At 47.8% G+C, this 13,616-nt stretch carries 18 protein-coding genes and 2 pseudogenes; all 20 read left to right on the top strand.

Translation table 11 applies throughout. The features are described from left to right. Nucleotides 1–14 precede the first annotated feature (14 nt). The 20 genes and pseudogenes from JOC37_RS11175 (at nt 15) to JOC37_RS11085 (ending at nt 13,313) form a co-directional block, all read left to right on the top strand. Nucleotides 15–410 (top strand): putative zinc-binding protein, encoded by a 396-nt coding sequence (locus JOC37_RS11175; protein WP_204618972.1) that lies wholly within the window; start codon nt 15–17, stop codon nt 408–410. Between the two features lie 448 nt (nt 411–858). Further along, nucleotides 859–1,902: a permease gene (locus JOC37_RS11170; protein WP_204618971.1), complete on the top strand. Its 1,044-nt coding sequence runs from the start codon at nt 859–861 to the stop codon at nt 1,900–1,902. 114 nt (nt 1,903–2,016) lie between these two features. Beyond that, nucleotides 2,017–2,256 carry a thioredoxin family protein gene (locus JOC37_RS11165; RefSeq protein ID WP_092485066.1) on the top strand — a complete coding sequence of 80 codons (240 nt, stop codon included), beginning with the start codon at nt 2,017–2,019 and terminating at the stop codon, nt 2,254–2,256. Nucleotides 2,257–2,303: 47 nt separating this feature from the next. After that, the gene (locus JOC37_RS13740; RefSeq protein ID WP_420797299.1) at nt 2,304–2,549 is read left to right on the top strand and encodes an ArsR family transcriptional regulator; all 246 of its coding nucleotides are present in this window, start codon (nt 2,304–2,306) and stop codon (nt 2,547–2,549) included. Next, nucleotides 2,467–2,943 (top strand): annotated as a pseudogene (locus JOC37_RS11150) (DUF169 domain-containing protein). The gene JOC37_RS13740 and the pseudogene JOC37_RS11150 overlap by 83 nt, the downstream one beginning before the upstream one ends. A 617-nt stretch (nt 2,944–3,560) precedes the next feature. Next, nucleotides 3,561–3,803, top strand: coding sequence for a hypothetical protein (locus JOC37_RS11145; protein WP_204618966.1), 243 nt, complete (start codon nt 3,561–3,563; stop codon nt 3,801–3,803). Between the two features lie 112 nt (nt 3,804–3,915). Next, on the top strand, nt 3,916–4,980 hold the full coding sequence (arsB, locus tag JOC37_RS11140) for an ACR3 family arsenite efflux transporter (protein WP_204618963.1): 1,065 nt from the start codon (nt 3,916–3,918) through the stop codon (nt 4,978–4,980). A gap of 60 nt (nt 4,981–5,040) precedes the next feature. Further along, a complete protein-coding gene (locus JOC37_RS11135; RefSeq protein ID WP_204618960.1) occupies nt 5,041–5,400 on the top strand; it encodes an ArsR/SmtB family transcription factor in 360 nt (119 codons plus the stop codon). Nucleotides 5,401–5,444: 44 nt separating this feature from the next. Continuing rightward, entirely contained in the window at nt 5,445–6,161 is a 717-nt protein-coding gene (locus JOC37_RS11130; protein ID WP_204618957.1) for a metallophosphoesterase family protein, read from the top strand. Nucleotides 6,162–6,518: 357 nt separating this feature from the next. Next, on the top strand, nt 6,519–6,629 hold the full coding sequence (locus JOC37_RS13345) for a DUF1659 domain-containing protein (protein ID WP_238480892.1): 111 nt from the start codon (nt 6,519–6,521) through the stop codon (nt 6,627–6,629). Beyond that, the gene (locus JOC37_RS11125) at nt 6,586–6,747 is read left to right on the top strand and encodes a DUF1659 domain-containing protein (protein WP_238480891.1); all 162 of its coding nucleotides are present in this window, start codon (nt 6,586–6,588) and stop codon (nt 6,745–6,747) included. Before JOC37_RS13345 ends, JOC37_RS11125 begins: the two co-directional genes overlap by 44 nt. Nucleotides 6,748–6,930: 183 nt before the next feature. Continuing rightward, the gene (locus JOC37_RS11120; RefSeq protein ID WP_204618954.1) at nt 6,931–7,149 is read left to right on the top strand and encodes a DUF2922 domain-containing protein; all 219 of its coding nucleotides are present in this window, start codon (nt 6,931–6,933) and stop codon (nt 7,147–7,149) included. A 145-nt stretch (nt 7,150–7,294) separates the two neighbouring features. Continuing rightward, a complete protein-coding gene (locus JOC37_RS13735; protein ID WP_204618951.1) occupies nt 7,295–7,477 on the top strand; it encodes a DUF1659 domain-containing protein in 183 nt (60 codons plus the stop codon). Between the two features lie 291 nt (nt 7,478–7,768). After that, the gene (locus JOC37_RS11110) at nt 7,769–7,969 is read left to right on the top strand and encodes a DUF2922 domain-containing protein (RefSeq protein ID WP_204618948.1); all 201 of its coding nucleotides are present in this window, start codon (nt 7,769–7,771) and stop codon (nt 7,967–7,969) included. Further along, complete coding sequence (locus tag JOC37_RS11105) at nt 7,966–8,334, top strand: N-acetylmuramoyl-L-alanine amidase (RefSeq protein ID WP_238480890.1); 369 nt, start codon at nt 7,966–7,968, stop codon at nt 8,332–8,334. The genes JOC37_RS11110 and JOC37_RS11105 overlap by 4 nt, the downstream gene beginning before the upstream one ends. A gap of 758 nt (nt 8,335–9,092) precedes the next feature. Further along, nucleotides 9,093–9,371, top strand: a complete 279-nt coding sequence (locus JOC37_RS11100) for a hypothetical protein (protein ID WP_204618945.1) — start codon at nt 9,093–9,095, stop codon at nt 9,369–9,371. Nucleotides 9,372–10,028: 657 nt separating this feature from the next. Then, nucleotides 10,029–10,154 (top strand): annotated as a pseudogene (locus tag JOC37_RS13340) (nucleotidyltransferase family protein); the annotation flags it as partial. Between the two features lie 87 nt (nt 10,155–10,241). Continuing rightward, complete coding sequence (locus JOC37_RS13335; protein ID WP_238480889.1) at nt 10,242–10,559, top strand: HepT-like ribonuclease domain-containing protein; 318 nt, start codon at nt 10,242–10,244, stop codon at nt 10,557–10,559. 706 nt (nt 10,560–11,265) lie between these two features. Further along, nucleotides 11,266–12,480, top strand: coding sequence for a tungsten cofactor oxidoreductase radical SAM maturase (locus JOC37_RS11090; RefSeq protein ID WP_204618942.1), 1,215 nt, complete (start codon nt 11,266–11,268; stop codon nt 12,478–12,480). Between the two features lie 356 nt (nt 12,481–12,836). Then, complete coding sequence (locus JOC37_RS11085) at nt 12,837–13,313, top strand: hypothetical protein (RefSeq protein WP_204618939.1); 477 nt, start codon at nt 12,837–12,839, stop codon at nt 13,311–13,313. The last annotated feature ends 303 nt before the right edge of the window (nt 13,314–13,616 follow it).

The following is a 13,616-nucleotide window of genomic DNA, read 5'->3' as shown; positions in this document are numbered from 1 at the left end:
GGAGGAGATTTGAAATGGCTGAAAGTTGCACTTGTAGCTGTAGTTGTGGTCGTGATGCTTCCGAAATACTTATTTTCCCCTGTTCGGGAGCGTCCAACGTGGGGCAAATTGCCAACCAGGCGGGCGTGGAATTAACCAAAGCAGTAGTAGGCAAAATGTTTTGTCTGGCCGGCATCGGCGCGCACGTGGGAAGTTTTGTGGAATCGGCCAAAGGGGCTAAAAGAATAGTGGCCATTGACGGCTGCCCCGTGCAGTGCGCCAAAAAGACCCTGGAACATGCCGGAGTGACCATCACCGACTATGTGGTGGTGACCGAGGAGGGTATCGACAAAAACCGCAATTTAAACCTGGCCGCAGAGGATGTCAATAAAATCTGTACTAAAATTCGTGCTTCATTGGGTATCAGTTAGCTGGTTTGTTAAATCAGCTGTACAAGTTGCACTTCGGTGCTAATTTAATTGCATAATTGGGGACATTCCTTGACTCCAAAGTTTTGACCAATAAGCACAAGGTGTGTCCCCTTTCCGCAATAGAGCGAGGGTTTTAGCTTGGCTGACCCCGCTTTTTTTCTTTTTAAAATTTCACCCTGCCAATATATAACCAAAATTTGCTCCAAATACATTGACAGAGAATAAGGGAACGAGTATATTAATACATAAAGATATTATTATATAAGTAATTAAATAACCTTAAACCTTGGCAGAACAAAGCTTTAATAGCCTTTGGCCAGGGTAAAGGAGGGATTAATATGGTTTAACGAACTACAGATTAATTTGTATCCCGGCACAACAAATTAGTTGCCGGTTAATTAATCAGCAAACTACAAAATCCATTAGAGCTTTTGAGGAGATGAACAGTATGACCTTTATGGCGGTATTACAAAGCGGTATTAACGAACTTTTGGAATACCTGTCGGCGCACGTGCTTACCTGTCTGGTGCCGGCCTTCTTCATTGCCGGCGGAATTGCGGCGGTGGTGTCCACCGGGGCGGTGTTAAAATATTTCGGTCCCCGGGCTCCTAAGCACCTGGCTTACGGTGTGGCTTCGGTTTCCGGCGCTATCCTAGCTGTGTGTTCCTGCACCGTACTGCCCCTGTTTGCGGGTATCTACAAGAAGGGCGCGGGGCTCGGTCCGGCGGTCACCTTTCTTTTTTCCGGCCCGGCCATCAATATCCTGGCCATAACACTGACCGCCCGGAAAATGGGCTGGGAGCTGGGTCTGGCCCGGGCCATAGGTGCAGTGGTGTTTTCCATTGTAATCGGCCTTTTGATGGCCTTTATCTTTAGAAAAGAAGAAGCTGCAAACAATGATGACGACGGTATGTTTGCCGGTGAAGAAGGCAAGCCGGTGGGCCACCTGCTGGCTTTCTTCGGCACCCTGGTAGCTATTCTGCTGTTTGGCACGGCGGCCATTCCTTTTTGGAGCAAGATTGCCATCATCTTTGCGCTGTTGAGTTTTCTGGCCGTGGTGCTCACCCAGTGGTACGACGGCGATGAGGTTAAGGAGTGGCTGGTGGAGACCTGGAGATTCGTCAAGCTGATCTTTCCCGTTCTGCTGGTGGGTGTGTTTGTAGCCGGTGTGCTCAAAGCCGTAATTCCCCAGCACTGGATTGAAACTTCTGTGGGCGGCAACTCGCTGAGTGCCAACCTGCTGGCCTCGGTGTTCGGCGCGCTGATGTACTTCTCTACTCTAACCGAGGTGCCCATCGTCAAGGCGCTTTTGGATATGGGTATGGGTAAAGGCCCGGCCTTGGCGCTGCTCCTGGCCGGCCCGTCGCTCAGCCTGCCCAACATGCTGGTAGTCCGCAACGTCATGGGTACCAAAAGGACCATCGTATATGTGCTGATTGTGGTGGTGCTGGCCACAGTTACGGGTATGGCGTTTGGTAGCATCACGGGCTAGTGGTGTCATTATAACCGTTAAAAGTTACGAATTTGTTACCATTGGTTATATTTTTTAATACGAATGCAAAATATGAAAAACGATTAACAAATAATTTTGAAATGAGGTGTTCGCATGGAAATTAAAGTTTTGGGACCTGGCTGTAAGAACTGCAAAGCGCTGGAAAACGTAGTGATGGATGCGGTTGCAGAACTAAAGGTTGACGCGCGGGTGGATAAAGTGGAAGACCCGGGCAAAATTGTGGAGGCCGGGGTAATGATGACGCCGGGGCTGATCATCAACGGTAAGATAAAATCCACAGGCAAAGTGCCTAAAAAAGACGCCGTGAAAAAAATGATCCAGGAGGAAATGTAAAGCGGGGGATAACTTTATGTGCAATGGAATCTAGGTAAGGCACACCAATGGATAAGATAGCCGAGTTTTACAAAGCCTTGGGGGATAAAACCCGATTACAAATATTAAAGATGTTGTCAACCAAAGAGATGTGCGTTAATGAAATCAGTGACCGTATCTGCTTCGGCGTTTGGTTTCAAACCGCTGCCGGAAAAACTGCAAAACGGCCAAATGATGACCGGCATGGGCCTTTTCGGCAACCCTGCGGCGGCAGCCAAAACTATCGGCCTGATGCCCCGCATGAAACCCGGTGAATGTGCCGGCGTACTGGTGGCACCGCTGGCTCAGGCGGATTTTATTCCCGATGTGGTGGTGCTGGAAGGGAAACCGTAAAAGCTGATGTGGGTGGCTCTGGCCGATATATTTGAAGCAGGCGGTAGACACGGCTTCCAGACCGGCGTGTTCCAGGCCACCTGCATTGATGCCACTCTGGTGCCGTACCAAACCGGTAAGCTCAATGCCAACCTGGGCTGCTATGGCTGCCGGGATGCCATCGATATTCCCGAGGTGGAGTGCCTGCTGGGCTTTCCCGCCGGTATTCTGAACAAAATAGTTGACGGTCTCGAAAAACTGGCTGATAAAGCTATTCCACGTTCTCGGGCTAAAGGCGCCTATAACTCGATGGCAGCCTGTGACGGCCAGCACTAATCCGGAACGCTCAACTCAATTATCTTTCACACGGCATGCAGTAAGGGGACACACCCTCAGCGGTAAGGGGACACACCTCCTGCGGAGGAATGTCCCCAACGTATGAAAAGGCCACGGCACTGTTCCGGCGGCCTTTTAAGCTTGTTAGGCATTATATGTGTCCTTATGGGCAGGGCATTTAGGAAGGCTGTATTAACCAATACAAAATAACCGAATTTATCCGTAGCACTTGTGCTAGAACCACCGAAGAAGCGGACCCTCTTGAGAGCCTGGTGATGTTAAATATAGACCGAACCCACTTACATTAATTTTCGGCGGGCTGTTAATAATTTTCATTTCCCATCCTGTACCGATTGCAAGTTCCTAGACGGTTGCTCTTATGTGGATAACAATGACGGTGATTGTTGTGGCAACAGTCGTCCTGCGCCGAATGTCTCTGGTCCAGGCAGTTGATTGCCTGCCCTTAAAAATTATAAGAGCTAACAGATATTTAACAATAAAGTTATTGACATGCAAGGTAATGATAATTATTATATAAGCAAGTTATTATGCATTATTTTTTTCTTAAATATATAAATGAACTTTTATATTTTAATGGAGAGGAGGTACAATTAAGGTTGGCTAAATGCTGTGACTCCGGCGCGCCGAGAGTATATAAGATTAAATTAGATACCGGCACGGTGGGTATATTGGGGTTAGACCTGATTATGGCCGAGGTGCGCACAATGGAGCCGCTTGCTGAAGAAGAGGCTAAAAACGAACTGCTAAAGAGAGCCGCCGCCGGCAATTATATTCCCGGTTCCGCCAGGGAAAAATATGCCGAGGCTTTATACAGGGAATACGTAAAACAAATTGAATGAGGAAAAAGGGCGAAGCAATAATAACGCAACTGCTAAATCAGCAACTATTTTTTTGGCCTAAAACATAAAAGGATTTTTATATGAAAAATAGTTTTCAGGAGGTTTAAATGATATGTCCGATTCAATAACAGGCAAACTCAATTTTCTGGACCGGTATTTAACCCTCTGGATTTTCCTGGCAATGGCGGTGGGGGTGGCGGGCGGTTATATATACCCGCAAATAGCTGATTTTTGGGGACAGTTCCAGGTGGGCACCACCAATATTCCCATTGCCATCGGCCTGATTATCATGATGTACCCGCCCCTGGCCAGGGTAAAGTATGAGGAAATCGGCAAAGTGTTTACCAACGTCAGGGTCATGGGTCTCAGCCTGGTGCAAAACTGGATTATCGGCCCGCTGTTAATGTTCTTTCTAGCTATCATTTTCCTGCGGGATTACCCGGAATACATGGTGGGATTGATTCTGATCGGTCTGGCCCGCTGCATTGCAATGGTCATAGTGTGGAACGGGCTGGCTAAAGGTGATTCCGAATACGCTGCCGCTTTGGTGGCGCTAAACTCCATCTTCCAGGTGCTGTTCTTTACGGTCTACGCTTACCTGTTCATAACTTTGATGCCCCGGTGGTTTGGACTGGAGTCTCTGGAAGTAAACATTTCGATGGCGGAAGTGGCAAAGAGCGTGTTCATTTACCTCGGCATACCTTTTATAGCGGGTATTATTACCCGGTTTACCTTAATGCCGGTAAAGGGTAAACAGTGGTATGACAAACAGTTTATGCCCAAAATCGGTCCATTAACATTGATTGCTTTATTGTTTACCATCCTGGTAATGTTCTCTCTAAAGGGCAATTATATCGTAGCCCTGCCGATGGATGTGGTCAAGATTGCCATACCGCTGGTGTTGTATTTTTTAATCATGTTTCTGTTTTCATTCTTGATGAGTAAAAAAATGGGTGTCAACTACGAGCAGGCCACAACCCTTTCCTTTACCGCCGCCAGCAATAACTTTGAGCTGGCCATCGCAGTGGCGGTGGCGGTGTTCGGCATTAATTCCGGGCAGGCTTTTGCCGCGGTAATCGGTCCGCTGATTGAAGTGCCGGTGATGATCTGGTTGGTCAATGTGGCCCTTTCGTTTAAACGCAAATATTTCGATCATGAGGTACAGCCGGCCAGGTAGAAACAAGTAATCAGCGGGATGCAGCCTTTGCTCCCGGCTATATCTGATGGGGGAAAATAAATGAAGGAAGTGCTGAATTTTTTAAAAATTTTAGCTGATGAAACAAGGCTAAAAATTATCATGATGTTATCCCGGCGGGATTTGTGTGTCTGCGAAATCATGGATAACTTGGGTATGTCTCAGCCGGCTGTTTCCCACCACCTGAGGATTTTAAAGAAAAGCGGCCTAGTGCGTGATGACAAAGATGGCCGCTGGGTATTTTATTCCCTGGATAAAAAGGTTTTTACCGAGCGGTTGGCCTATCATAATGACTTATTTGATCAACTACGTGATAACCTGGAAAACCGGCAGACTCACCGTGAATACGGCGCTTGTCTACGTATAGAAAAAGAAAAGCACTCCTGCCTCAAGGCAAAATAAAATAAGGCTGGCCATGCGGGCCGGCGGTAGGGGGTATAAAAAATATGCGCATTGCAGTATTTTCCGATATCCACGGCAACAAACATGCCCTGGACGCGGTTTTGGCAGACATACCAAGCCGCGAGCCGGACCTGGTGATCTGTCTGGGCGACCTGGTGGGGTACGGGGCTTATCCCGATGCGGTGGTGCAGACCATCCGGAAGAGCGGCATTCTTACCGTAATGGGTAATTATGACGACGCCATCGGCAACCGGCGGATGGTCTGTGGGTGTGACTATCAAGACGAAAAAGCAATGGAAGCAGGGGTTAAATCGATTTCCTGGACAATGGGCAATACCGGTGAAGCAAATAAGGAATTTCTGCTCAGCCTGCCGGACAAGATTGTAAAAGAAATCGACGGGCGCAGAGTATTGTTCGTACACGGCAGCCCCCGTAAATTAAACGAGTACCTTTACGAGGACGTGCCCGCCGCCGATTTAATACCCATGCTGCAGGAAGCAAACGCCGATGTGCTGGTGTGCGGCCATACCCACTTGCCTTACCACCGGGTGGTAGAAGGCTGGCACATAATTAACGCCGGTAGCGCTGGCAAGCCTAAACATGGCGACCCGCGTGCGGTTTATGCGCTGATTGAAATGGGCAATGATATCCAGGTGGATTTTATTAAAGTCCCATACGATCATGAATCCGCGGCCCGGGCCGTAGAAAAGGCCGGTCTGCCTGCTGAATTCGCTGCGATTATCAGAACGGGAAAGAGTTAATGGTTATGAAAGCATAATGAAAAAACCGCGCGCTGTTACATTCCCTGTGACAAAGAACTTTATTGCACAAAGGTTTAATTTAAAAACAATTAGGTAGCATTTGCATTGTTGAATAAAAGCCTGTAATTTATGGCAGTGCAATTAGGTTAATTGAATGTTTCCTTATAATAGCTAAAATTTAAGGATTATCTAAGGAATATAGTTGATTACTGTAATCAAGTTGTGTTAGTTTAAAATTGGCCGGAAAATCCGGCCTTTTTGTATTTTGGCGGTGGGGGTCCGGCCACTCCCGCTGCCAATTGCAAATAAAAACCGGTGTGGGAAAGTACCATACCATCGGAGAAAGGATGAAAAATAATGGCAGTTGAAAATGTACCCGTTGGTACTACTTTGCGGCTGCAGTTCCAGACCGGGGTGGACGTCAATGGCAATCCGGTTTTTCGCAATAAGAGCCTTGAGCAACGTTAAAACCGATGTTTTGGATCAAAACATCTTTGATGTAGCTCAAACCCTGGCCAACCTACAGGAACATATCCTGGCGGGTTTACTACGCATTGACACCGCCAGACTGGAAGAGGTAATTTAAATTGATTTAAGCTCGGCGCACATATTGCCGGGCCGAACGCAAGCGCCCTTTACAGCATTAGCGACGGTGGCAGTCAATTAGTTATCGTGTTCCCCGCCCGGACCTATAATAAAGCCACCGGGATGAGGGCGGGCGGTAAAGTTATTAGTACTAATACTGATCACTGAAAGGAGGTCATAGCCTATGGCTACCACGCAAACCCTGCAGATGCGCTTTGTAACCCAGGCGGGCAGCCGGGTGACCATCTCGCTGGATAACCCCAGGGATGACCTGACGGAAGCAGAAGTAACCGCGGCAATGGACCAGATCATTGCCAGCAATATTTTTATCACCACCGGCGGCGACCTGGTGGGTAAGGACAGCGCGCAAATCATCGACCGGACTGTTAACGTTCTTTTATGAGGCTTAATATCACACATTTGATTGAAAAGTCCGGGGACTAAGGTGGGGGAAAATAACCCCACCTTTATTGTTCTATTTGTGGAGGTGAGCACCGGATGGCAGTAAACGCAGTTAAATATGACAGCGACCTGGTAGTAAAAGAAAAGTGCGGACCGGCACCGACCCGGACACCGGAGAACCAATCGTCCGGCTCAGGCGCTACACCCGGGTCAAGCCCGAAGCCACCCATGAGTCGGTGTATGCCGTGGGCGCAGCCATTGCAGGGCTGCAGGTGCACCCGCTGGTGGAGATTACACGGCAGGACGATTTGCGGCTGGAGACGGAATAGAGGAATAGGGGCACACCTGCTGAAGGGAATCAGTCAGGAGACACCCGCTGAAGCGGGGGTAAGTTTATGGGGAACAGGAATGCCCCCGATTGGATGCGGTCGAGGTATGTCCACAATTGATATTCCTATGGAGACAGAAATGTCCTCGATTGGATGTGGGTCGAGAAATGTCTCCAATTAGTTAGGGTTGGATGAATGTCCCCGATTGAATAGGGCCCGGAGTATGTCCCCAATTCGAGATTCGCTCGCGCACGCCGGTGTTTACGTTGGCGGAACGGGAAGTGTGATTAAATGGCGACCTATTTAGAAATGGCGTTCCGCAACCAGGCCAGCTACCTGGTAATTATCAGTGTGCTTGACCCCCGCCCGGATATTACCGGGGGCGAGGTGGAAGCGGTGATGGACACTATTATTGCCCAGAACATATTAACCAGCCCGGGCGGCGTGGATTATGAGGATGCGCGGCGGTTGATTGAAGGTGGCGAACATTGAACTGGCAGTATCTGATTATCCACCACACCGGCGCGGAGGAAAAGGATACCGACCAGATCAGGCGCTACCACAAAAGCCTGGGCTGGCGGGACATCGGCTACAACTTTGTGATCGAGCGCAACGGCCTGGTGGTTCCGGGCAGATCTTTGGAGACGCCCGGGGCCCACTGCCGGGCGGGCGGCATGAACACCAAAGGTATCGGCATCGCGCTAATCGGCAACCTAGAAAAACACCCGCCCCGGCCGGAGCAGGTGGATGCTTTGTATGGGCTGCTTGGCCGGTTGATGGTGGTGCATCACATACCGGCGCAGAACGTTGCTGGGCCACCGGGAAGTGCCGGGGGCGGCAACCGCGTGCCCGGGTAAATATTTCCCGCTGGAAGATGTGCGGGCGCATTTGGTCCAAACAGTCTTACCAAACTACGCGGGTGCAGGGCCAACGCTTCCAGGCCAAACGATATTACGGGATAGTGTAGGTGATGGGGATAAGCCTGCATCCGGCGCGGAAAAATCCGCTTTTTAGCGCCCGATCTTGTTCAGCTTAGAAACGTTGGCACTCACGAACAGGTTTTCAGGCCACCATATTAAAGTTCTAGCGTTTTCTTATTTCCTAAACAGTTGCCCCTGTCCTAACGTGTAAATAACGTATAAATAATAAAGCCACACATCACCAGGCCCAACTTTTGGGTAATTCTCTGGGGTCGGACCTGGTCATGTGTGGCTTTATTATACCTGCATGCCCGGGCTCCGGGATCTGCGTGCATGTCGGCCAGAGTGCCGTCAAAGCCGCTTTGGGGTCTTAGCTCACCGGTCCGGCTTTGCCGGCACACTGGCCAGTTCACGGGTCATTCAACCCCCAACCCCCCCGCCCCCATTCATGGGGGCCGGGGGGCTTTTAACGTGCCACGGCAGAACCCGCTCCATCCCGCTCCTTCAATTATACCGCCGCCTTGCCCCGTGGCCGGGCTGGTGGTAGTGTTCACGCAGCGCTAATCTTAGTCAGTTGCCTTTACCACTATGCAAAGTTTTAGCTCCGCGCGTCTACTCGCGCGAGGCCCGGCCCCGGCACCGGCGGCAGCACGCAGCGCGCATAGGCAACTGCAGCCCCTTATTGGAGGTTACATTTGCTGACGGCGGGCGCGGTTGCGCCCCCAATGCAGCTGCAGACCGCCAGGCTGCCGCGTCGGCTACCGATACACACCGGACCAATTTTCCCGGGCACACCACGTCCCGGGCCGCTTATGGGCCGTGCTTTGCGGGTCCCGTCCCGGGCCGTCGTATACCTGGCCGGGCGGTGGTGCTTACCCGGTCCCCCTTACGGCAAAGCGCACATCGGAGCGGGGCTAAAAACAGCGGAAAAACTATCGCCCCGCTCCGAAGTGCACCTTACCCGGGTGGTGTAACCGCGGGTCTTATGATGAACGAATCGGCAAACTCCCTACTGCCGGGCAAAGTGTGATCGGCCTTTGGGGATATGCTTACGGGTCAATGCCAGCCACACCTTCCCCAGGCGAAATTCGGGCGGCAGGCGTAATGTGCATGTCGGCCACACACCGGGCCGCTCTTTGGGGTTTGGCTTTCGGGTCCGACCCGGAGTGTTGCCAGCTATAGGGTCCCGGCTTTCAGGCACTACTTTGGGGTCTTCATAAGGAACGGCTGGAAAGTGCGCCCAAAATGAATGCCTATATATCGGGTCGGGCGCACCTTCCAGCCTCATCTGACAGGCCGCCGGCTTCGCCCGCGGCCCTACGCGCGCTACCGCGCGCGCCCTTCCGCCAGATTGCGGAAGCTTATTAAACATGTTTTGCACCCGTATTTGAATTATATCTTCTCTTTTGGACTTATGTTTCAATTTATTGCCAATAAACTAAGTATGATATAAAATACAAAAAAGCCCTTAAACATGGGCCATATATTAACAGGGTTTTGAGCAATGGGAGTATTGCCAAGTAAAACATTTAAAACCAGTTTGAAAGGTGATTGACAATGGATAATGAAAATCCAATACTGGCGAAAATCGAAACAAATATGATGAAAATTAAGCGTTTTGGAGTAAAAAAATAGGGCTGTTTGGGTCATTTGACTGGGGAGAGCAAACCAGTACAAGTGACATAGATATAGTGGTAGAATTTTATCAAGACCAGAAAACGTTTGATAATTACATGGATTTAAAATTTTATCTTGAGGATTTATTTGGCCGTAAAGTGGACTTAGTAATTGCTGAAGCTATTAAGCCCGATTTAAAGCCCCCAGCATTACGGGGAGTGTGCGGTATGCCCAGGGACTATAAGGCATATCTTAGCGATATAATTGGCGCGGTTAATAAAATTGAGCGTTACACAAACAACCTGTCATTTCAAGATTTCCTGCAAAATGAACTGGTCCAGGATGGTGTAGTCAGGAATCTGGAAATTATCGGTGAGGCGGTCAAGAAAATTCCCGACCATATCAAAAGGAAAAAGCCTGATATTGAATGGAAAAAGATAGCGGGCCTTAGAGATATTTTAATTCATGACTATTTCGGAATAGACGTGGTTATTGTTTGGGATATCATTAAAAATAAAATCCCGGTACTTAAGAAAATATATTAAATCTTTATACCATTATAAGCTCGGATGATTAATGCAAAATCAAAATTAGTTAATAAATTGGCCCCCGCTTCGGTTATGTGTTTTTGTTGGGTGGCAGGGGCCGAGTAGATATTATTGGAAGGAATAAAGTTCCTTGAGGGCTTTCTTATTGGCTGTTGATTCCATCCGGTACGGCCCGCCTCCACCAGTTATATCCACAGATGCCTTGAAGAAAACTTCAATAGTATTTTAATTTATTGTAACTTTTTCAACGAACTCATCAGCTAATTGCTTGCACTTCATCGGACACCTACCAATAAATGTCATCCGCTAAATTCCCAAATAAAGAAGTTATAGCCTTTCAACACGCAGCGCACTAACGTCCCGCGATATTATCATGTTTGCAATATTGCCGTAGGATATAAAATATAAAAAAGATTCTAATTAACAGGATTTTGAGCAAGGGAAGTATTACCAAACAGACCATTAATGAAACCCGGTTTTAAAGGGGATTTGACCATGTATAGCGAAAACGCAGTACTTGCGAAGATCGAAACGAATATGATGAAAATTAAAAGCTTTGGGGTTAAAAAAATAGGGCTGTTTTTTGAAGAGATTGAATATTGGTGATATAATTATAGTATTCCCTAATTTTCGACATTAGGTGGTTATAAAAACTAAAGAGCTGGTTAATTAATGACAATGATCTAACAGCAGGAGGTGGGTTATGTCAAAAAAGTGTGTAATTGCAGGCAGCAGCTTTCAAGCGGGGCAGATTATTTCCATTAAGCCGGGCAGTTGGATTATGCTGCCGTTGGATACTGGTCAAACTGATAGTAATAACAATGCTGTAGAAGCATTATGCATTAAAACTAAAGATGGTTTTCAAATTATTCCCCGGGTAGTGGATGTTAAGAAAATATATATTGAGGCCACCACGGTGTGCAATTTTGCCTGCACCACCTGTATTAGAAATTCCTGGCGTGACGAATTGACCCATATGGAGTGGGGTGTTTTTAAACGTATTGCCGAAAGCTTGAAGCTGCTGCCGCAGCTGGAATGTGTTCACTTTGGTGGTTTCGGCGAGCCCTTCAGTCACCCCCGCTTGTTGGACATGCTGGAAATAGTAAAAAACAGGGGGCTGCGGGCCGAGGTCATTACCAACGGGTCATTGTTGTCGGCAGAGATAATCAGTAAGCTGATTGATCTCAAACTGGATATGATTTTTGTTTCCCTGGACGGCCCGGACGAGGAAGAATACTGTCATATTCGGCAGGGCGCGGATTTTCATGGGGTGCTGAGCAATCTTAAAATGCTGAATGAAATAAAAGCCCAAAGGGGTGTGCGTTATCCCGAACTGGGCATTGAATTTGTGGCCACCAAGAATAATTTCCATAAGCTGCCCCGCCTGGCTAAGCTGGTACGGGAATTGAACGCACGCCGTATGATTGTTACCAACGTGCTGCCTTATAATGAAGAAATGAAAGACCAAATTCTTTATGACATGGACGATACCGGTGTGCTTTTTGGTAATGATTCGGCTCTGCTGATGATGCAGGCTCAGATGCCGTATATGAAATTGCGTACCGAACGGTACTGCAAATTTATAGAGGACAAAGCGCTGGTTGTTAATCATAAGGGGTTTGTGGCGCCCTGCTATGCGTTGATGCATTCATACAATTGTTATATTTACGGTCGAATTAAAGAAATATATCCTTTTTACTTGGGTAACGTGACTAAAAAACTTCTGGATCAAATATGGATTGAACCCGCCTTCATTAACTTTCGGCGCACTGTTAATAATTTTCGCTTTCCATCCTGTACCGATTGCAAGTTCTTAGACGGCTGTTCTTATGTGGATAACAATGAAGGTGATTGTTGGGGCAACAGTCCATCCTGCGCCGAATGCCTCTGGTCAAGGCATTTAATTGTCTGCCCTTAATAATATAACATAGAAAGAATCATTTGTTGAAGGAAGCAGTTATTGCCGACATCCTTTCAATTCATCCCGATTTGTTAACGGGTGGGTTGTTTCTGGTGTTGGCATTATTTTTTATTTGCAGTATTGACAAAGAAATAAGGCTATTTATTTAATAAGCAAATAATTATATAAATAAATATTTGGCCTTTTATACTAGTCAGTCAGCACTAATCTGCCCTTCAAACCTAACTGGCTAATCAAGGAGAGTGCTGACTTATAAAAGTCTAAAAAATTTTTTAAAACCCATGTAAAGAAAAAAATGGTTACGAATGAATATACTGCGGGTGCAAAATATTTCTGGAAAGGATGTGTGAAAAATGAAAAGCAGGAAAGGGTTATTGACTTTAGTGGTTGTAATGCTGGGGATTGCCTTTGTGGGGGTGGCCAATGCAGATACCGTCAAGGCCGGCCGGTATGCACCGGCCCAAACTTCAGCAGCGGTGCAGACCGGTGTAACACCGGAGCAGGTGCAGCAAATGATTCAGGCCTGCTGGCAGCTTGATCAAGCTATGGTTGACCGGTGGACTAAGGTTACCGGTTTAAGCAAAGATGATCTCTTAAATATGGAGCAGGCTTGGATGCAGGGCGTAATGCAGCTAAATCCCAACTTGAATACCAAAGATGCGTTTGAAATGCACCGGTCTTGGATGCAAAATTACATGGCTAAATACCAGCTGACCAAGCAAGTTCAGCAAAATGATTCTGTACCCAGCACCCCACCTGTTCAGGTCCCGCAGTACGGCCGGTATTATGGCTGGCCCTGCTGGAACGGCGGATACGGGTATTGCTGGTAACAATCTCATATCTTCTTTCTGTTCGAAGCCGGGAGGTTACCCCGGCTTTTTTTATAGGGTTGTGCTGAGATAATGTTATGCCGGTAGCCACCAAAGCCACAGCTGTAGAAGTCCATAATTTACAAAAACTAAAGTGAACTACCATTAAAGAAAATCCTGTCCGGTTAAGCAGGGGTAAAAAAAAGCCGGTCTACCGGTAATTCAAAGATGTAAATGGTAATAATTACAAATAAAGGAGATGACCATTTATGCAAAACTTGCAGGACAAAACCATAAGAGAACTGACCAAGGATTGCCGTACCG

Source organism: Desulforadius tongensis, from assembly GCF_016907915.1.
Classification (GTDB): Bacteria; Bacillota; Desulfotomaculia; order Desulfotomaculales; family Desulfohalotomaculaceae; genus Desulforadius; species Desulforadius tongensis.
Note: the sequence above shows the minus strand (reverse complement) of the source record. Positions and strands in the feature narration are given on the sequence as shown.